This window comes from Paenarthrobacter sp. NPDC058040 (assembly GCF_042885775.1).
Classification (GTDB): domain Bacteria; phylum Actinomycetota; class Actinomycetes; order Actinomycetales; family Micrococcaceae; genus Arthrobacter.
Genome location: NZ_JBHVRN010000006.1, coordinates 231,144 through 249,779, shown reverse-complemented (window position 1 = coordinate 249,779; position 18,636 = coordinate 231,144). Strand labels below are relative to the sequence as shown.

The following is an 18,636-nucleotide window of genomic DNA, read 5'->3' as shown; positions in this document are numbered from 1 at the left end:
ACACTCTGGCAGAAAATGACCTCCAAGCGTCCGGTCGAGCGGCGCCTTGAGGTACTCAAAGGCGTCGACCTGGACATCCGCCGCGGAGAAACCGTCGTCATTTTGGGTTCCAGCGGCTCGGGAAAGAGCACCCTTCTGCGATGCATCAACAAACTCGAGACCATCGAAGGAGGCCGGATCCTCGTCAACGGCCACATGATCGGGTACGAGGACCGCGGCGGAAAACTGGTCAGCGAGAAACCTTCCATCACAGCCAAAAAGCGCACCGACGTCGGCATGGTTTTCCAACACTTCAACCTGTTCCTGAACAAGACCGCCCTCGGCAACGTGATGGCGCCCTTGCGCGACGTCAAAGGAATGACCGCCAAAGAGGCCCGCGAAGTCGCCCTCCCCCAGCTTCGCCTCGTCGGACTCGCGGACAGGGCGGACAACTACCCCAGCCGCCTCTCCGGAGGGCAGAAACAGCGCGTCGCCATAGCCCGCGCCCTGGCCATGGAACCCAGCGTCATGCTGTTCGACGAACCCACCTCGGCCTTGGATCCCGAACTGGTCGGCGAGGTTCTCACCGTCATTAAGAAGATCGCCCAACAAGGCACCACCATGGTGATCGTCACCCACGAGATGCAGTTCGCCCGCGACATCGCAGACCGCATCGTTGTCATGGACCAAGGCGTCATCGTCGAACAGGGGCCGCCCGAGGTCATTTTCACGCAGCCCACCCACGCTAAAACACGGGCTCTGTTGAGTCGCTCGGGCGTGCTGCCCAACCCGTCAGCGTAAGGGATAGTACTGAAATGAAGGAACGATGATGGACGCCCTCCCCCTTAGAACATTGCAGTTGACCGTCGAGCCCGGTCAGGACCTCAACGGGCTGCTTGATGGAGCAGTACGGCAGTTGATGCCGGCAGCGATCGCAGAGAGGGCAGGGATCCAGGTTGTCCGCTCTGCCGTGGGAACCTACACGGCATCTGTCTCGGCTGAGGTTCCTTTCGGAACGACCATGGAGTCCTGGGAACCGCCGCAGATCGCAGCCGGCCCTCTCGCCAACTCCATCGCGTAGGAGCCACGCAAAGAATGCCCTGTACACGAGAAGTTTCGTGCTCAGGGCATTCTTTGTGTGGCCCGTTCGGCCCCTAATACAGCTGGCCGCCGACAGGCACTGCTTTCCCGGCTTTGACGAATTCGCCGACCCGGATGTCAACTTTTTGGAAGTCTGCAAATTTGATCGTGGGTCTTTCCTCTGTTCATGGGGCAATTTCACCTGCCTGGCGGCTTGGGCTCTTCAGGTGGCGGTGTAGCCGCCGTCGACCGGCAGCGAGATTCCGGTCAGGTACGCGGCAGCGTCCGAGGCCAGATAGACCACAGCGCTGGCGACGTCGCGGGCTTCGGCTAGACGGCCCAGGGGTATTCCGGCTGCGGCACTTCGGGCGGCCCCGGCCGGGTCACTTTGTTCTGCCGCCCAGGCTTCGAACAAGGGTGTCCTGGTCATTCCGGGTGCGACCGCGTTGACCCTGATGTTGTAGGGGGCGAGTTCCACGGCTGCGGATCTTGTGAGGGCGAGTACGGCTCCTTTGGACGCTGCGTAGATAGACATGGATGGGACTCCAATGGAGGCCAGCCGGGAGGTGATGTTGATAATCGATCCACCGCCCCGTTTCTTCATGAGTGCACCTGCTGCCTGCAGCATCGCCAAGGATGCAAAGGTGTTGGTCTCAAAAACAGCCCGTACGGTGTCCATGGGTGTTGTGAGCAGGTCACCGGTGTGGTCTATTCCGGCATTGTTGACCAGGACGTCCAGCCCGCCGCCGAAAGCGTAAGCGGCGCGGACGACGTGCTGTGCTGAGTTTGCACTGGTCAGGTCCGCTGCCACAAACCGGGCACGCGGGCCAAGGTCCGCGGCGAGGGCTTCCCCGGTGGCAAGTGAGCGGCCCGTCAGTAATACCTTGTGACCTACCTCGTAAAGGGCCCTCGCGGAGGCCTCGCCGATGCCCGAGGTAGCTCCGGTGACAATCGCCGTACGAGGCGGAGCGTTTTCTGGAGTAGTGGTCACGAGGCTGCGCTCGTCCCGGCCGGCTGCACAGCCGGCGCCGCGGTTTCTGCTGACGGCGGCTTTCGACGACGTCCGGTAGGCCCGACATTAACCAAAACCAGTCCCGCAATGACGAGCGGGAAACCGAACCACCCCTCGGGCCGGAACGCTTCTCCGATGATGAGGACCGCCAGCACGGTGGCCACAACGGGCTCCAGAACCGTATAGAGGGTTGCGGTCGAAGCTTTCATCCGTCCGAGACCGAAAGCGAACAGTGTGTGTCCCAGCGCGGTAGGAATGACCGCCAAATACAGGAGGACGGCCCAAACAGGGGTCGTGAACGTGTTCTCACCGGTGAGGGCCACGAGCCCAAGCATAGGTAGCGCGGCGGTCCCCTGAACGGCTGCGACGACTGTTCGATGTGCCATTCCGTCGGGACGGCTGGCGCATGGCTGAATGAGCCGGCGGGTCGCAAAGGCGTAAAGCGCATAGGTTATGCCTGCGACGAGGCCCGCTACGATGCCTGGAACCAAGCCGCCTGCATCGCCGGTGCCATGGTCTTCGCGGGCGGCCAGCAGAATTCCTGCCCCCGTGACTGTAACCAGCATCGCAGAGGTCCAGACGATGGTGACTCGCTTGCCGTCCACAACCCACTCGAGCAGGCCCGCGAAGAGCGGACCTGAGCCAATGGAAATGATGGTCCCCAAGGCGGCGCCGGTCAGGGACACCGAAACGTAGAACAGGGGCATGTACATCATCAGCCCCAAGGCCCCGAGCAGGATGTACCGTGGGGCGCCGCGGGTCCTGAAGGACTTGAGCACAGCCTTCAGGGAAATCAGCCCCAGGATCATACCTCCAACACCGACGCTGGCTGCTCCTACCGCCACGGGATTCTCCTGCGGAATAAGCACTGCCGCAACTCCCGTGGTTCCCCAGAGCGTCGCCGTCGTGATGACTGCCGGCCCGCCCCAGCGGGTGGACTGAATCGCGGTCACAGCGCGGCCACCAAGTCCTTTGCCATGCTCCGCGCCTCCGCCAAGCACACATCATTGCCTTCCAGCCCTGCCCTCGCCATGGCCCCTTCGAGCAGGAAGGAAAGCTGCCGTGCGGTTGCGGCGTTCCGCGCACCACGGTGCGGAGCAATTTCTGTCAGATGGCCGGCCAGGAGGCCCTCAACCTCTTCCTTATGAACCTTCACGATTCGCCGGCCGGGGTCCCCTACAGGAAGTTCGGCGGCGGCATTCAGTAGCCCGCAGCCGCGGAAGCCACGCTCGTATTCGAAGTGTGCGTGGTCGGTATAAGCGTCAAAGACCGCCAGCAGCCGATCGATGGGCGTCTGGGCGGCGTCCCGCCGGCGCCGATAGAGCCCCAACCATTCCTCGTGACGTTCGTTCAGGTAGGCGGCCACAAGCTCGGCCTTGGAAGCAAAGTTGTTATAGAGGCTCATCTTGGCTACTCCAGCGTCTGCCGTCACGGCGTCTATGCCGGTGGAGGCAAGCCCATCTGCGTAGAAGAGCTTCGATGCGGATTGCAGCAGCTTCTCTCTGGCGGGACGTCTGCGTCCGGAAGCCTTGGCGTCGTGAGTCTTGGTTGTATTCATGGCACCATCCTTATTAGTTAGACCAGTCTACCTAATTACTCTGAGAACCGACAGGAAGGCGCATCGGGTTCCCCTCCGGGATGGGCGGACATCGCTACCACCAGCGGCGAACAGCACCACAGGGAGCTTGCCCGTCGCGGCAACTTCTTTCACCAGCTCGTACGGGGCCTGCAACTCCTTCGCCGCGACGTACAGCTCGTCCTCGGGCAGGGACGACTGCTTGGCGATCTCGGCACGGACCTTACGCATGCGACCGGCCGGAATCCGTGGTGTTAACGCGGTTGGAGGCGGTGGGCTGGGGCAGGATCCGCCACTGAACGGCAGCACCGTTCAGTGGCGGAATCAGGTCACCGCGATGAAGCGTAATGCGGACCAGCGGTTCCGGGATGGATTCCCAGATTCCGGAGGTTGGACAGTGGCTGCCGGTTTCGGCGAGCCTGTCGTCGCGCCGCATCAGGCGCGTTCCGCCGCGTGGCCTCATGTCCTGGTCGCTCTTAGCCAACTTCTTGCCGTTCACGCAGGGCGAGCCGGCGAGGGCTGTTGGGGTTCAGGAGGGAGTTTTTGCGTCCGTAGAACCAGTAGACGATGAGCCCGATGATGAGCCAGCCGCCGAAGCGGACCCAGGTGTCCCAGTGCAGCTGCAGCATCAGGAAACCGGAGGCGAGCAGGCCGAAGATCGGGACGATCGGCATGAAGGGGATGCGGAAGGTGCGGGGTGTGTCCGGGCGGGATTTTCGCAGGACGATGACGGCGGCGCATACGACCACGAAGGCAGCGAGGATGCCGATGTTGGTCAAGTCGGCGACCAGGCGGATGGGGAAGACTCCGGCCAGGAGAGCCGAGGCGATGCCGGCGATCCAGGTGACACGCAGCGGCACGCCGCGTTTGCGGTCGGTCTTGGCGAACCAGCCCGGGAGCAAGCCGTCGCGGCTCATGGAGAACCAGACGCGAGTGACGCCGAGCATGAAGGTGAGCATGACAGTGAGGATGGAGACGACGGCGAATGCGGAGATGATGGTGGCGATCGTCGGCATGCCGACCGAGTCAAAGGCCGAGGCGAAGGCGCTTTGCGGGTTGATTGCCGTGTATTTCTGCATGCCGGTCAGCACGAGAGTCGCCAGGACGTACAGGGCCATGGCGATGGCCAGGGAGAGCAGAATTGCTTTGGGCATGTGTTTTTTGCCGTCGACTGCTTCTTCGGCGGCGGTGCTCATGGCGTCGTAGCCGAAGACGGCGAAAAAGACCGTGGCCGCTCCTGCCATGGCCGGCTCGAAACCGTTTGGCATGAAGGGCACGAAGTTTTCGGTGTGGATATGGAAGATGCCGATCCCGATGATGGCCAGGACCACAATGATTTTCAGGCCAACGGCGATAAGTTCGAAGCGTCCAAAGCTCTTGGAGCCGCGGCTGAGGATCCACGTGACCAGCAGGCAGGTCAGGATCGCAGGTAAGTTAATGATGCCGTCGGGGGTTTCCGGGGTGTGGGCGTAGGCGAGGGCTGCCGGCAGTTCGATGCCGATGCCGCCGAGGAACGCTGAGAAGTAGCCGGATATGCCAATAGCGACGACCGAAACGATCGCAGTGTACTCGAGCAGAAGGTCCCATCCAATGAACCATCCGACAATCTCACCCAGGGCGACATAGCCATAGGTGTAGGCGGATCCGGCGCGCGGAATCATCCCGGCAAACTCGGCGTAGGACAGGGCGGCGGCAGCGCTGGCAAGCCCGGCCATGAGGAAGGAGATGACAACCGCTGGCCCAACAGCCGGATTGACTGCATCACCGCGGGCCACGACGCCAGCCAGCGTGAAGATGCCGACACCGATGATGCCTCCGACGCCAATGGCGGTCAGTTGCCACAGGCCCAAAGCCTTGTTGAGTCCGGAACCGTGACCATCCTCCTCTCCGACCTCATCGATGGGTTTACGGCTGAGCACGGAATAGCGCACAGGACTTGACATGAAGCTCCCGAGTTAGTGGTTTGCCTGCCTTGGGGCACTGCAGTGGGCGCCAGGCGGCGGTGACGTGGGTAACAAGGATTCTGGTCTACAGAACGTAGGATTGTCAACAATCAGAGAATTGGCACTAGCCGTTTATCGCTGTGAGCAGTACGATTGTTGACAATCGTCCGATACTTCGATATTCGAGGAACCTCATGAAACGTACCGAAGGCTTCCAGCCCATCAGCCAGGAGTCCACTCCTGCGCTGATCGCTGCCCAACTGCGAGAGCACATCAGCAAGGGCTCCATGGCCCCCGGCGCCCAGCTGGTGGAGATGGAAATTGCCAGTGCCCTCGGCGTCAGCCGCGGTCCCATCCGCGAAGCCATCCAGCGGCTGACGCAGGAAGGGCTGCTGGTCAGCATCCGCAACAGGGGTGTCTTCGTCGTTGAATTCGGACAGGAAGACATCCGAGACATTTACGAAGCACGCACGGCCGTGGAAAAGGCTGCGGCCGGGATCCTCGTCACCGGCGACCACGCCCTGGCCGGCAAGGAACTGCTGCTCAAGGTGGACGCTATGGAAGCCGCCCGTAAGAAAAACAACTCCGAGGCCATGTCAGCGGCAGATGTCGCCTTCCATGAACGCCTCGTCGAGATGGCAGCCAGTCCACGGCTGTCGCGCATGCACGGCACCCTCCTGACCGAGACCCGAATGTGCCTGAACCGGCTGGAGGGCCGCTACTTGGACGAATCGGTCAGGGTCGCTGAACACCGTCACATCGCCGAGGCACTCAGCACCGGCGACGCGAACGAGTTGATGAAACTGCTCGACGCCCACAAGGACGACGCCCTGGCCCGCCTACTGACTGAGAAGCCTTCAAACGCCAGTCTCCAGACTGCCTAGAGAGTCCAGGCAGTGATGCATCATGTTCGATGATCTTCAGCGACGGGTCAACGAGGTCGCCCGACGGGTAGGACTACCGGTCTCCCTGACAACACCCGATCTGGACTCCATCGTTTTCAGTCCCCACTCCGGGCTCATCATCGACACCGTGCGCTCCAAATCCCTCCTTAGCCGTGGCACCGAAGAATGGGTTGTCAGGTGGTTCCGGAAGGCAGGGGTGGGTGGTTCCCTGGAGCCGACGTTCGTTCCCGGTATACCGACGAAGGAAGCCATGTCCCGGTGGGTGGTACCGGTGCATTCGGGCGGCGTCATCCTCGGCTACCTGGCGATCCTTGATCCGGAAGCCATCTGCGATTCAGAAACCCTCGAGGCCGTAGCCGAGCAGGCCGCGGACATCGCACGCATCATGGTCGATTCCGAGGAGTCGGCCCGCCTGGCCAAGGACAGGCTCCGCCGGGTCCTGACCGGGCATGGCACCGACCAGGCCGCGGCCACCAAGGAACTTTGGGACCAGCTCGACAGTCGGGTCCACGAGTGGATGATCGCGGCCGCGACGTCCGTGGACGCCGCCGTGCACAAGATTGAGAGAAGCCCCAAAGCGCAAGTACAGCGCGGGGAACGGTCCGTAGGGGCACTCACCATCGAATGCGCGTTCGAGGATCATCACGTGTTTCTCCTTGCCGGCGACTCAACTCTGGACCCGGATGCCCTTGCCGACCTCATCCCCTGCTGCCCGGCGCCTGTCATTGGAGCTGGCAGACCGGTCGAGGAACCGACCGGCCTCCCACTTTCCTACCGGCAAGCTCTCGGAGCATTGCGCACTGCCACCGCCATGGAACCTGCTCGCGGCATCGCCGTCCGCTGGGCTGAGCTGAGTCCCATCAAGGTCCTGGCCCTTCAGGATCCGGACATCCTTGAAGACGCCGTGCCCTCGGCAATCGCCTCCCTCTGGTCGGAAAGCGAACTTCTCGAAACCGTTGACCACTACCTGGACCACGGGCGCAAACCCGACCTCGTCGCCGACAGCCTCCACATCCACCGAGGCACCCTGTACTACCGCCTCCGCAAATTTGAGGACGCCACGGGCCTGGACCTGGAGTCCGGCAAAGACCGGCTGACGATTCAGCTCTCCCTGGAGGCCCTCAAGCTCCTGCGGGCACCCAAATGGCATCATGCCCACTAGCCGCTGCTGGAAGATAAGAAGACCATGATCTGCACGTACCTGTTGTTGCGTCCTGCCCCGGAATCCTTGGACGCGCTCGTCGCCTACTACCTCGACCATGACGTCATTGGCGCTGCAGTGCCCTATGGACTGCGGGTGGGAGAGCTTGCCCATCCCGCAGAGAATGCCACCACTGTCGCTGTCGTCTCCCTTTGGGACTCGCAGGATGCCTACGACGGTTGGTTGAAGGCGCCGGAGCGTAAGATCCTCATTGCCGGCATGATGCCGCTCCTCGATGGTGGCGACTCCATCACTGGCTGGAGCAAGGAAACGGATGATGCCTTCAGGAGCGTGGATTTCTCGGTGCTCTTCGGCGGACGACCCGTTTCCGTCAGGATCCGCGCAGAGGTAGACACCGCTCAGCCCTGAACACTGGTCTCTCCGGCAGTGGCCCGGGCGCGCGCACAGATTGAACGGTAGTCGGAACGATACTTGAACGGCAGTTGAACCAGCGGCGATGAACACTGACCCCGCGTCCATAGTTCCAACGTGACCCCGGTCATAGGCTTTAGTCAACAATCCGACAAAAGCCGAAAGCGACCGACATGTCATCCACACTTATTTTGGCCAACGCCACGGTCATCACCGCCGACGGAACCGACCCCATCGAGAACGCGTTCATCCGCGTGGACGGGACCCGGATTTCCCGAGTCTCACGCACCGCTATCCAGAGCACCGAGGCCACCGTCATCGACTGCACCAGTATGACTGTCATCCCGGGTCTCATCGACGCCCACACCCACATTTCCGCCGGGGACTACCTGAACAAGGTCCACCTCCTGCCAACGGCAGTGAACGCCGCCCGCGGCTTCCGGGCCCTTAGCGAATGCCTCGACTACGGCATCACCACCATCCGCGACGCCGGGTTCACGGACTACGGCTTCAAGCAGGCCGTCCTCGAAGGCAGCGCCGAAGGACCCCGGATGCACCTGGCCATCGCCCCGCTCAGCCAGACCGGAGGCCACAGCGACTTCCGCACCCGTGAAGAGGACGACTACCGGCGGGCGGACGGGATCTACCACCCAGGCTTGGTCGCCGATGGCCCTGACGGGTGCCGGCGTGCTGCCCGCGAAGTATTGCGCCGGGGTGCGGACCAGATCAAGATCATGGCCAGTGGAGGCTGCACCTCCCCCACCGACAGTGTGGACCACACCCAGTTCACGGACGAGGAGATGCGGGCCATCGTTTACGAAGCCCGGGCCCAAGAGAAATACGTCATGGCCCACGCCTACACTCCACAGTCCATCCTGGCCTGCGTCGCAGCAGGTATCCGCAGCATCGAACACGGCAACGGCGTGGACGAGGAGGCAGCAGACGCCATGCGCGAATCGGGCACCTTCGCTGTCCCCACCGTCGCGACCTACGAGTTGCTCCTGCGCGACGGCCTTGCCGGCGGCATGCCCGAAGACCAGGTCACGATGGTCAAGAAAGTCCTTGGAACCGCCTACGAGGCGCTGGAAATCCTCAAAGACCGCGGCGTCAAAATCGCCTCAGGTTCGGACGTACTGGGGCCCCATCAGGGCTACAAGACCTACGAACTCGAACTGAAGGCGCGGGTGCTCGGTGCACTGGGCACCCTCGAAGCAAGCACCCGCACCAATGCCGAACTGATCGGCATGGATCAGGACCTCGGCACCATCACCGAAGGCAAACTCGCCGACTTGGTGGTTCTCTCCCGCGACCCGCTGGCCGACATCACCACACTGCAGGACAAATCCACCTTCCAGCTGGTCCTAAGCGAAGGCCGAATCCTCCGGGATCGACGCAACGCCTAGCTCACTCCCCCAACAACAAGGAACATAGACATGCAAAGTCAAAGCACCGCGATTTCCCCTCCGGAAGCGCTCGAACAAAGCCAGGCCAAAAAGGCCTACGTCGCCGCCGGCATCGGCTGGGGCCTGGACGGCCTGACCTGGACAATCTACGGCTTCGCTCTCACCGCCGTCGGCCCGGTCCTCGGATTCACCTCCGCCACCGCGGGCTGGATCACCGCCATCAGCATCGTCGCCTCCGCCGTCGGCGGCGCCCTCGGCGGCGTCCTGGCAGACCGGTTCGGCCGCGTCCGGACCCTGACCTGGGTCATTCTGGGCTACTGTCTCTTCACTGGCCTGACCGCAACCTCCCAGGACGTCACCCAGTTCGCCATCTGGCGAGTCCTCGAAGGCCTCGCCTTCGGCGCCGAATGGGCTGTTGGTGCAGCCCTCGTCTCCGAATACGCACCGGCCCACAAACGCGGCCGCATCCTCTCTGCCATCCACAGCTGCTATGCCCTCGGCTGGGCACTGTCCACCGCCATCTACCTCTGGGTCTTCTCCATGGCCGATCCGGCCGTCGGCTGGCGCTACCTGTTCTTTATCGGCGTCATACCGGCCATCGTCGCCTTCTGGATCCGCCGCACCGTCAAGGACAAGGTCCAGGTCACGAAGAAGCCCAAAGGCACCAAGCTTCCATTGACGATGCTCTTCAGCCGCTCCCAGATACGCACCACCCTCCTGGCCACCCTTCTGGGCATGGGCGTCCAGGGCATCTACTACTCCGTCTTTGTCTTCCTTCCCTCGTTCCTGAAAACCGAGCGGGGAATGAGTGTGGTCGGCACCGCTGGCTACACCTGGGTTGTCATCGCCGGGTCGTTCCTTGGCTACCTGATTTCGGGCCACATCCACGACCGGTTCGGCCGCCGCCCTACCTTCGCTTTCTTCTTCCTCGCCTCCATCGCCTCCATCGTCCTGTTCGTGCTGACACCGGTGGCGCAGCCGTTCATCGCCCTGCCCATCTGTTTCCTGCTCGGCTTCTTCGCCTCCGGCCAGGCCGGCGGCCTGGGCGCCTTCCTGGCCGAACTCTTCCCGACCGAAATGCGCGCCACCGGACAAGGATTCGCCTACAACGTAGGCCGCGGCGTGGCCGCTTTCGGCCCACTGTCCATCGGCCTGTTTTCCGCCTCCATCGGACTGGGAAACTCCATCATGGCTGTAGGTGCCGTCGGGGCAACCCTGGCACTGCTCGCCGTCTGGGCGCTGCCGGAAACGAAGAACAAGGATATCCTCGCCACCCACTAATATTTTTCGTAGGATTGTTGACAATCTTGATGTGGACGATCATTATGGATTCAGGTGGTCAGCGCCACATCCTGACCCGGCGGGACCCGCTTCCGCAAACGCCGGACACCGCGCAAGCCCCGACCGGGGCCAACAACGACAAACAAAAGGGAAAGAACATGTTCGAAGAATTCGACGCCCTTAGCTTCGACTGCTACGGGACTCTGATTGACTGGGAAGCCGGCATCGCCGCCGTTCTCGGACCCTGGGGCCGCGCAACTCGTCCCGAACTGACCGACGAAGACCTTCTCCTGGCCTACGCGGACGAAGAAGCCCGTATCGAAAAGGAACACCCGACCACCCTCTACCCCCAGGTCCTGGCCGAAGCGTTCCGCGCAACCGGCGCCAAGCTGGGTATCCCGGTGTCCGACGCAGACGCTGAGAAGCTCGGCTCCTCGGTCCCGGAATGGCCCGCCTTCCCGGATTCAGTCGAAGCGCTGCGCAAGCTCAAGACCCGCTTCAAGCTGATCATCCTCTCCAACATCGACAAGAAGAGCTTCGAAGGCAGCAACGCCCGCCTCGGTGTCGAATTCGACCGGATCATCACCGCCGAAGAGGTCGGCAGCTACAAGCCGAACCAGCGGAACTTCGGCGCCCTCAACGCCTACGTCGACAGCGAAGGCCTCAAGGTCCTGCACGTGGCCCAGAGCCTGTTCCACGACCATGTTCCGGGCAAGGCTGCCGGCCTGAAGGGCGTCTGGATCAACCGCCGCCATAACGCTCCGGGCTGGGGCGCAACCCCCGACCCCGGCGCCGAAGTCAGCCCCGACTGGACGTTCAACTCCATGGCCGAATTCGCTGACGCCGCCGTCCCGCAGACGGTCGCGTCGAACTAAGCTCCGGCTTACCCGATCCGCGGCCAGCACCCTGAGGCCCCTAGCGGCGGTACCCGGGTGCTGGCCGCACCACTATCCAAACGATTGGTACATCCGATGACTTCCCTTAGCCCCATCCTCAAGCAAGCCACCCCCGTCGTGGTGGACCATGCTCTCGGCAGCTGGATCTACGGCACCGACGGCCGGGAGTACCTGGACTTCACGACCGGCATCGGCGTGACCAGCACCGGCCACTGTCACCCGAAGGTCGTCGCCGCCGCCCGCGAACAGGTCGGCAAGATCATCCACGCCCAGTACACCACCGTCATGCACCAGCCCCTGCTGGAACTGACCGAGAAGCTCGGGGAAGTCCTCCCCACCGGCCTGGATTCCGTCTTCTACGCCAACTCCGGTTCCGAGGCAGTCGAGGCCGCGATCCGTCTGGCCCGCATGGCCACCGGACGACCCAACATTGTCGTCTTCCAGGGCGGCTTCCACGGCCGCACCGTCGCTGCCGCATCCCTGACCACCGCCGGCACCAAGTTCTCCGCTGGATACTCACCGCTCATGGCCGGCGTGCACATGTCCGCGTTCCCGTACGCCTACCGCTACGGCTGGGACGAAGCAACCGCCGTCGAGTTCGCCCTCCAGGAACTGGACTACCTGCTCAAGACCCGCACCGCACCCAACGACACCGCCGCGTTCCTGATCGAACCGGCCCTTGGCGACGGTGGCTACCTGCCCACCCCGCCGGCGTTCATGGAAGGCTTGCGCGAACGCGCCGACCTGCACGGCATTAAGCTCATCTTCGACGAGGTCCAGGCAGGCGTTGGCCGCACCGGTAAGTTCTGGGGCCACCAATACTCCACTGCAACTCCGGACATCATCATCACCGCCAAGGGCATCGCGTCGGGCTTCCCGATTTCTGCAATCGCGGCGTCCACCGAGACCATGTCCAAGGCATGGCCCGGATCCCAGGGCGGCACCTACGGCGGCAATGCCGTGGCCGCAGCGGCCGGCGTGGCAACCCTCGGTGTCGTCGAAGAAGAAGGACTTGTGGAGAACGCCCGCGTCCGCGGCCTGCAGCTGCAGGCCGGCCTGAAAGCCATCCAGTCCCGTTTCCCCGTCATCGGCAACGTCCGCGGCCTGGGCCTGATGCAGGGCATCGAGTTCACCACCGCCGACGGCACCCCGGACGCAGCCACCGCCGCGGCCGTCCAGCAGGCCACCATCGACCAGGACCTGCTGTCCCTGACCTGCGGACCCGAAGGCAACGTGGTCCGCCTCATCCCTGCCCTCGTCGTCACCGAAAGCGAAATCGAAGCTGGTCTCCAGCGCTTCGAAGCAGCAGTAGGCGCCGTCGTCGGCGCAGTACCGGCCACCGCCGGAGTCTAGGCACGTCATGACCCACGATGTTCTCTCCGCTCCGGAGCGCGCCCAGATCCTCGTCCGGCTTGAAGCCTCAGGCGTACCCGTGGACTCTTCAGGCCACCGGTTGGCCGCGTACTCCTATGATGCGTCCAACTACCGGGTACCGCCCATTGCCGTCGTTTTTCCACGCACCGTGGACGACGTCGTCGAGGTCGTTGGCGCCTGCCGCGAAACAGCAACGCCCGTGATAAGCCGGGGCGGAGGAACATCGATGGCCGGCAACGCCATTGGACCCGGCATCGTGCTGGACTTTTCCCGGCACATGGACCGGATCCTTTCCATCGACGAGACCGCGGGGACCGCCGACGTCGAAGCCGGCGTCATCCTTTCCCACCTGACCCGGGAGACTGAAAAGGCGACCGGCGGCAAGCTGACTTTCGCTCCCGACCCGTCCTCAAAGAACCGTGCCACCATCGGCGGTTCCATCGGCAACGACGCCTGCGGCAACCACTCCGTACGCTACGGACGCACCTCCGACCACGTCGAAGAGATTGACGTCATCACGACTGACGGTGCCCGACTCACCGCGACTTCCACCGGCCTGCGCGCCACCGACACCTCGGACGCGTTCTCTGTCTCGCGGGCCTTCGAACTCGGCGAGGAGCTAAAGCAGCTGGCCCAGGACCACCTCGCCGCGTTCCGCGTCGAGCTGGGTCGTATCCAGCGGCAGGTCTCCGGTTACCACCTGGCCAACCTCCTGCCAGAAAACGGCCTGAACCTCGCCCGGGCCTTGGTCGGTACCGAAGGAACCTGCGCGGTCGTCGTGCGTGCCAGGATGAAGCTCGTCCCCAAAGCGCCCAGCGCCCTGCTGGTCTGCCTCGGCTACGCGGACGTCGTGGACGCTGCCAAAGACATCGAAACCATCCTTGAGTTCTCCCCCGCCGCCGTTGAAGGCATCGACGAGGCCATCGTCGACACAATGCGGATGCGCCGGGGCGAGGACTCCGTGCTCGGGCTACCCAACGGCAAAGCCTTCCTCTACGTCGACCTGGACGGGGACAACCCCGAAGACGTCGCCGCCGAAGCGGACCAGCTCATTCACCGGCTTGCAGCCAACGGCCGCCTCGTGGACGGCCGCGCCGTCCCCGACACCACCGAACGGGCCACCCTGTGGCGCGTCCGTGAAGACGGCGCCGGCCTCTCCTCCCGACCGGCCAGCGGCGGAGAATCCCAAGCCGGATGGGAAGACTCTGCCGTGGCACCGGAAAATCTCGCCGCCTACCTGGCAGACTTTCGGGAATTGCTGGCCGAGTATGGCCTGACCGGCATCATGTACGGCCATTTCGGTGCCGGCTGCATGCATATCCGCATCACCTACGACCTGCGCAGCGACGCAGGCCGGATCGTGTTCAGCAAGTTCAGCCAGGCCGCCGCGGAACTCGTGGTCCGGCACGGCGGTTCGCTCTCCGGCGAGCACGGCGACGGGCGCGCCCGCTCGGCACTCCTACCCGTCATGTACTCCCCCGAAATGATCTCTGCGTTCGGCACCTACCGGAAGCTGTGGGATCCGGCCGGACTGTTGAATCCCGGCTCCATCACCGACGCCGACGCCATCGAGGAAAACCTCGCCCTCGAAGGGATCCCGGACCGTGAATGGCGGACCCACTTCGAACTCCGGCCCGTCGAAGCCGCAGCTGCCGGCGCCGATGCCTGGGTGCACGCCGTCCAAGCCTGTATCGGGGTGGGACGATGCCGTTCCGACGCCGGCGGGGTCATGTGCCCCAGCTACCGGGCCACCGGCGACGAGAAAGACTCCACCCGGGGACGCTCCCGCGTACTCCAGGACATGGTCCGCGGTGCACGCAGCATCGATGAGGGCTGGAAATCCGAGGACGTCCGCGAAGCACTGGACCTGTGCCTGGCGTGTAAAGCGTGCTCCAACGACTGCCCCGCCGGGGTGGACATGGCCACGTACAAGTCGGAGTTCTTCTCCCACTACTACGAGGGCAAAGTCCGTCCGATGTCGCACTTCTCCCTCGGCTGGTTGCCGCGCTGGCTGAAACTGACCACACTTATCAGCCCGCTCGTGAACCTGGTCCTGGCTAGCCCGCTGGGCAAGGTCGTGGCCGCAGCAGGCGGGCTGACCACCCACCGGAAAATGCCCAAGTTCGCCTCCCGCGCCATGCTCCGCAAAGAACTGGCACCCTACGCGAATCCATCCACCCCTGCCGATGCAGTCCTGTTCGTGGACTCCTTCACCAAGGGCTTCAGGCCCGAAGTGGCCGGGGCAGCCGCACGGGTCATGGAAAGCACGGGCCGCACCGTCGGCTGCGAATCCGATGCCTGCTGCGGCCTGACCTGGATCTCCACCGGCCAACTGGACACCGCCAAAAAGCTCATGGGCAAAGCAGTAGCAAAGCTCGACGACGGAACCGACGCCCCCATCGTCGTCATCGAACCGAGCTGCGCAGCGGCCTTGAAGAAGGATGCCCCCGAACTGCTCGGCACCGAAGCGGCAGAACGCGTCTCCCACAGGATTCGCAGCTTCGCTGAAGCGGTAAAGGAATGGGTCGACGGCGGATGGACACCACCCGCAGTACCGACCGATGTCACGGTGCAAACCCACTGCCACGAGTACTCCACCTTCGGAGCCACCGTCCAACGGAAGGCCCTGGCAGCCCTCGGCGTCGCCAACGTCAACGAAGCCACGGGCTGCTGTGGCGTCGCCGGGAACTTCGGCTTCGAAGCCAACCACTACGACATCTCCATGAAGGTCGCCGAACAAGCCTTGGTACCGGCCCTGGCCAAAACGCCTGCCGACATTCCCGTCCTCGCCGACGGCTTCAGCTGCGCCATGCAGGTCAAGCAGCTCGAACCCGAACGCAAAAGCCTGCACCTTGCAGAACTCCTCGACCCCCAGACCACCCACAAGACTGAAGGATGACCATGACCACCACCGCGCAGGCCCCCGTGGGGCTGAAGACCGAACTGTTCATCAACGGAAACTGGGAAGACCTTCCCGACCGGCCCCGCATCCAGGTGCACAACCCCGCGACCGGCGAACTCATTGCCGAAATCCCCGATGCCGGTCCCGAAGACGGACGCCGCGCAGTTGACGCCGCCAACGCCGCGCAGGACGCTTTCGCAGCCCTGTCCTCCCGTGCCCGTGCAGACATCCTCCTCGACGCTCACAAACTGCTGCTGGCCTCCAAAGAAGAACTCGCCACGATCATGACCGCAGAGATGGGCAAGCCCCTGGCTGAAGCCCGCGGCGAGATCGACTACTCTGCCGGCTACCTGCAGTGGTACGCCCAGGAAGGCGTCCGAGTCCAAGGCTCACACGCCGAATCCCCCAGCGGCCGCGGACAAATCGTCCTCTCCCGCGAACCCATCGGCGCCTCCCTCCTGATCACCCCGTGGAACTTCCCATTGGCCATGGGCGCCCGCAAGATCGCCCCCGCCATCGCGACCGGCTGCGCCGTCGTCGTCAAACCCGCCGAGAAAACCCCGCTGACCATGCTTTTCCTGGCAAAGATCTTCGAAGAAGCCGGTGCCCCGGCCGGAACAATCAACGTGGTGACCACCTCCAGCTCCAGCGCCCTGGTCGCTCCCCTGCTCGCCGAAGGCCTCGTCCGTCACCTCTCCTTCACCGGATCCACCTTCGTCGGCTCCAAGCTGCACGGCCAGTGCTCGGACCACATGATCCGCACCTCGCTCGAGCTCGGAGGCAACGCCCCGTTCATCGTCTTCGAGGATGTCGATCTGGACCAGGCGGTCACCGAGATCACCGCAGCGAAGATGCGCAACATGGGTGAGGCCTGCACCGCAGCCAACCGCGTCCTGGTCCACGAAAGCATCGCCGAGGAGCTCACGGCCAAACTGGTTGAACGGTTCGCCTCCTTCCGGGTGGGCAATGGCTTTGAAGAGGGCACGGATGTCGGGCCCATGATTGATCAGGCCAGCGTCGAACGCATCCAGTCCCTGGTCAATGACGCCGTCACACGCGGCGCAGAAGTCCGTGTCGGCGGGACCATTCCGGAAGGCCCCGGATCGTTCTACCCGCCCACCGTGCTGGCGAACGTGACCCGCGATGCCCGACTGACCCAGGAAGAGATCTTCGGGCCGGTCGCCCCGATCATCACCTTCACCGACGAAGACGACGCCGTTGCCCTCGCCAACGACACCGCCTATGGGCTGGCCGGATACCTGATGACCAACGACCTCGGCCGGGCCCACCGCGTGGCACGCCGATTGGAAGTCGGCATGGTCGGTATCAACTCCGGCATCATCTCCGACGTCGCAGCGCCGCTGGGCGGCGTAAAGGCTTCGGGCATCGGCCGTGAGGGCGGCGTACTGGGCATCGACGAGTTCCTCGAGTACAAGTACACCTTCATCCCTTTCCAGTAAGCACGCATCCGGCGACAACCGTCGCTGCTGCAAGGGCTTAGGCCCGCCGCGACCCGTGCTCAGGGCCGCCAACAGACCGCGGACCGTACCGATTGCACATGGCACTGTGTTCAATCGGTGCGGTCCGCACCCATCAAACAGGAAGGACGATCCCATGTCCGACCCAGCGGGGATTACCTTCCTACCTGCACGACCCGGGCACCTCATCATGAAGGTCGGTCACCCATCCGAGCACGGCAGATACCTCCTGGCCTTGCGGGACATGGTCGAATCCCTCAACCTCTTGGGAGTCACACGAATCCGTGCGCTCAAAGACCGACTCCACATCGGATATGACGCGCGGATCGTGGACCCTGCGGATCTCGAAGACATGCTCACCGCCGCCGACGCCGCTGTCCACTTCGCGCGAGGTGATCATACGGCCCGCATCCACAGCCTCTCCGTGGCCTTTGACGGCCCCGGCAGCATCGATCTGCCTGTGGCGGGCTTGCTGCTGGGTACCTCAGAGACCGGGCTGATTCGCCGTCTTTGCCGAACAGGACACGTCGTAGCGTCGCTCACGGCTCCTACTGCAGCCCCCGTCGTCGACGTCACCGCATCCAAAGCCATGCCGGCCCTGTCTCACGCTTGCCGGGCCCATAAAGCCGTGTTGCCCGGCACGCTTCTCCTCTCTGATGTCGGCGTTACCATCGCCGCGCTCGGAGGCTTCAGCAACGAATACCAGATTGGGCGGGTAGTACAACGCGGGACCACACGGCCGCAACCGCTCCACATCGGAGACGTTGTCAGATTTCAACACGCGGCCCCTCAACAACTCAGCGAATCCATCCCCCGGGAATGTGCGAGATGAAAAAGAGAAACCAAGGCTCCGATCCTTTCGAACCGGCCCAACCGGGCGACCTCATCATCTGAGGCGGGGAGCAGCGACCGCTGAAAGTAGCGTCATGAAGCACGAACCAGTACAGCTATCCATGATCCTCTGGCAGAAATATCACTTCTTAACGACCACGTTTCCGCGCCACAGCAACCCACACGGCACCGCGGACCCACAGGTGGGAACACCAGACGGTACGCCAACACCACGGCATCCCGTGCTGCTTCTTTGGAAGCTGTGGTCCCTGGACCAATAGAATCCACGTAGCCCAAAATCGACAATTGCCGGGCGGTCCTCGTTTCGCCGCTATCGGCACCACGATCATTCAGCTTGAATCCGATTGTGGGCGCTCATGGTTCGCCGCGTCCGTGTTCGTTC

At 63.5% G+C, this 18,636-nt stretch carries 17 protein-coding genes and 1 pseudogene; 12 read left to right on the top strand and 6 right to left on the bottom strand.

Annotation, left to right across the window (positions count from 1 at the left end; translation table 11 throughout):
• The first annotated feature begins 15 nt into the window (after positions 1-15).
• Together ACFVSJ_RS10385 and ACFVSJ_RS10380 are read left to right on the top strand one after the other, a co-directional pair.
• The gene (locus ACFVSJ_RS10385; protein WP_387436706.1) at positions 16-780 is read left to right on the top strand and encodes an amino acid ABC transporter ATP-binding protein; all 765 of its coding nucleotides are present in this window, start codon (positions 16-18) and stop codon (positions 778-780) included.
• Positions 781-808: 28 nt separating this feature from the next.
• A complete protein-coding gene (locus ACFVSJ_RS10380) occupies positions 809-1,060 on the top strand; it encodes a hypothetical protein (RefSeq protein ID WP_387436572.1) in 252 nt (83 codons plus the stop codon).
• A gap of 222 nt (positions 1,061-1,282) precedes the next feature.
• Here the strand turns inward: ACFVSJ_RS10380 and ACFVSJ_RS10375 are convergent, their stop codons facing one another.
• From ACFVSJ_RS10375 to ACFVSJ_RS10350, 6 genes and pseudogenes are all read right to left on the bottom strand, one after another.
• Positions 1,283-2,050: an SDR family NAD(P)-dependent oxidoreductase gene (locus ACFVSJ_RS10375; RefSeq protein ID WP_387436570.1), complete on the bottom strand. Its 768-nt coding sequence runs from the start codon at positions 2,048-2,050 to the stop codon at positions 1,283-1,285.
• On the bottom strand, positions 2,047-3,024 hold the full coding sequence (locus ACFVSJ_RS10370) for a DMT family transporter (protein ID WP_387436568.1): 978 nt from the start codon (positions 3,022-3,024) through the stop codon (positions 2,047-2,049). The genes ACFVSJ_RS10375 and ACFVSJ_RS10370 overlap by 4 nt, the downstream gene beginning before the upstream one ends.
• Complete coding sequence (locus tag ACFVSJ_RS10365) at positions 3,021-3,629, bottom strand: TetR/AcrR family transcriptional regulator (RefSeq protein WP_387436566.1); 609 nt, start codon at positions 3,627-3,629, stop codon at positions 3,021-3,023. Before ACFVSJ_RS10365 ends, ACFVSJ_RS10370 begins: the two co-directional genes overlap by 4 nt.
• Positions 3,630-3,725: 96 nt before the next feature.
• Positions 3,726-3,884: pseudogene (locus tag ACFVSJ_RS10360) on the bottom strand (pyridoxal 5'-phosphate synthase lyase subunit PdxS); the annotation flags it as partial.
• Positions 3,871-4,131 (bottom strand): hypothetical protein, encoded by a 261-nt coding sequence (locus ACFVSJ_RS10355; protein ID WP_387436712.1) that lies wholly within the window; start codon positions 4,129-4,131, stop codon positions 3,871-3,873. The pseudogene ACFVSJ_RS10360 and the gene ACFVSJ_RS10355, both read right to left, overlap by 14 nt.
• Positions 4,124-5,590, bottom strand: a complete 1,467-nt coding sequence (locus tag ACFVSJ_RS10350; RefSeq protein ID WP_387436564.1) for an amino acid permease — start codon at positions 5,588-5,590, stop codon at positions 4,124-4,126. Before ACFVSJ_RS10350 ends, ACFVSJ_RS10355 begins: the two co-directional genes overlap by 8 nt.
• 194 nt (positions 5,591-5,784) lie before the next feature.
• Between ACFVSJ_RS10350 and ACFVSJ_RS10345 the strand changes: the two genes are divergently transcribed.
• The 10 genes from ACFVSJ_RS10345 to ACFVSJ_RS10300 all read left to right on the top strand — a co-directional run bounded on the left by ACFVSJ_RS10345 (position 5,785) and on the right by ACFVSJ_RS10300 (position 18,234).
• Entirely contained in the window at positions 5,785-6,474 is a 690-nt protein-coding gene (locus ACFVSJ_RS10345) for a GntR family transcriptional regulator (protein ID WP_387436562.1), read from the top strand.
• 22 nt (positions 6,475-6,496) lie between these two features.
• Positions 6,497-7,657, top strand: coding sequence for a PucR family transcriptional regulator (locus ACFVSJ_RS10340; protein ID WP_387436560.1), 1,161 nt, complete (start codon positions 6,497-6,499; stop codon positions 7,655-7,657).
• Positions 7,658-7,681: 24 nt separating this feature from the next.
• Positions 7,682-8,065 carry an antibiotic biosynthesis monooxygenase family protein gene (locus ACFVSJ_RS10335; RefSeq protein ID WP_387436558.1) on the top strand — a complete coding sequence of 128 codons (384 nt, stop codon included), beginning with the start codon at positions 7,682-7,684 and terminating at the stop codon, positions 8,063-8,065.
• 176 nt (positions 8,066-8,241) lie between these two features.
• Positions 8,242-9,471 (top strand): amidohydrolase family protein, encoded by a 1,230-nt coding sequence (locus ACFVSJ_RS10330; RefSeq protein ID WP_387436556.1) that lies wholly within the window; start codon positions 8,242-8,244, stop codon positions 9,469-9,471.
• A 30-nt stretch (positions 9,472-9,501) separates the two neighbouring features.
• A complete protein-coding gene (locus tag ACFVSJ_RS10325; protein ID WP_387436555.1) occupies positions 9,502-10,752 on the top strand; it encodes an MFS transporter in 1,251 nt (416 codons plus the stop codon).
• A 44-nt stretch (positions 10,753-10,796) separates the two neighbouring features.
• Complete coding sequence (locus ACFVSJ_RS10320) at positions 10,797-11,627, top strand: haloacid dehalogenase type II (protein ID WP_387436553.1); 831 nt, start codon at positions 10,797-10,799, stop codon at positions 11,625-11,627.
• Between the two features lie 96 nt (positions 11,628-11,723).
• On the top strand, positions 11,724-13,001 hold the full coding sequence (locus ACFVSJ_RS10315) for an aspartate aminotransferase family protein (protein ID WP_387436552.1): 1,278 nt from the start codon (positions 11,724-11,726) through the stop codon (positions 12,999-13,001).
• 7 nt (positions 13,002-13,008) lie between these two features.
• Complete coding sequence (locus tag ACFVSJ_RS10310; RefSeq protein WP_387436551.1) at positions 13,009-15,921, top strand: FAD-binding and (Fe-S)-binding domain-containing protein; 2,913 nt, start codon at positions 13,009-13,011, stop codon at positions 15,919-15,921.
• Between the two features lie 2 nt (positions 15,922-15,923).
• On the top strand, positions 15,924-17,384 hold the full coding sequence (locus tag ACFVSJ_RS10305; protein WP_387436550.1) for an NAD-dependent succinate-semialdehyde dehydrogenase: 1,461 nt from the start codon (positions 15,924-15,926) through the stop codon (positions 17,382-17,384).
• Positions 17,385-17,538: 154 nt separating this feature from the next.
• Positions 17,539-18,234 (top strand): hypothetical protein, encoded by a 696-nt coding sequence (locus tag ACFVSJ_RS10300; RefSeq protein ID WP_387436549.1) that lies wholly within the window; start codon positions 17,539-17,541, stop codon positions 18,232-18,234.
• Positions 18,235-18,636 lie beyond the last annotated feature (402 nt).

Bases quoted from the DNA above. Each gene is read 5' to 3' on its own strand.
- ACFVSJ_RS10310 (WP_387436551.1), top strand. From the start codon at position 13,009: ATGACCCACGATGTTCTCTCCGCTCCGGAGCGCGCCCAGATCCTCGTC.
- ACFVSJ_RS10305 (WP_387436550.1), top strand. From the start codon at position 15,924: ATGACCACCACCGCGCAGGCCCCCGTGGGGCTGAAGACCGAACTGTTC.
- ACFVSJ_RS10330 (WP_387436556.1), top strand. From the start codon at position 8,242: ATGTCATCCACACTTATTTTGGCCAACGCCACGGTCATCACCGCCGAC.
- ACFVSJ_RS10340 (WP_387436560.1), top strand. From the start codon at position 6,497: ATGTTCGATGATCTTCAGCGACGGGTCAACGAGGTCGCCCGACGGGTA.
- ACFVSJ_RS10335 (WP_387436558.1), top strand. From the start codon at position 7,682: ATGATCTGCACGTACCTGTTGTTGCGTCCTGCCCCGGAATCCTTGGAC.
- ACFVSJ_RS10325 (WP_387436555.1), top strand. From the start codon at position 9,502: ATGCAAAGTCAAAGCACCGCGATTTCCCCTCCGGAAGCGCTCGAACAA.
- ACFVSJ_RS10300 (WP_387436549.1), top strand. From the start codon at position 17,539: ATGTCCGACCCAGCGGGGATTACCTTCCTACCTGCACGACCCGGGCAC.
- ACFVSJ_RS10385 (WP_387436706.1), top strand. From the start codon at position 16: ATGACCTCCAAGCGTCCGGTCGAGCGGCGCCTTGAGGTACTCAAAGGC.
- ACFVSJ_RS10350 (WP_387436564.1), bottom strand. From the start codon at position 5,590: ATGTCAAGTCCTGTGCGCTATTCCGTGCTCAGCCGTAAACCCATCGAT.
- ACFVSJ_RS10380 (WP_387436572.1), top strand. From the start codon at position 809: ATGGACGCCCTCCCCCTTAGAACATTGCAGTTGACCGTCGAGCCCGGT.
- ACFVSJ_RS10315 (WP_387436552.1), top strand. From the start codon at position 11,724: ATGACTTCCCTTAGCCCCATCCTCAAGCAAGCCACCCCCGTCGTGGTG.
- ACFVSJ_RS10345 (WP_387436562.1), top strand. From the start codon at position 5,785: ATGAAACGTACCGAAGGCTTCCAGCCCATCAGCCAGGAGTCCACTCCT.
- ACFVSJ_RS10320 (WP_387436553.1), top strand. From the start codon at position 10,797: ATGGATTCAGGTGGTCAGCGCCACATCCTGACCCGGCGGGACCCGCTT.
- ACFVSJ_RS10365 (WP_387436566.1), bottom strand. From the start codon at position 3,629: ATGAATACAACCAAGACTCACGACGCCAAGGCTTCCGGACGCAGACGT.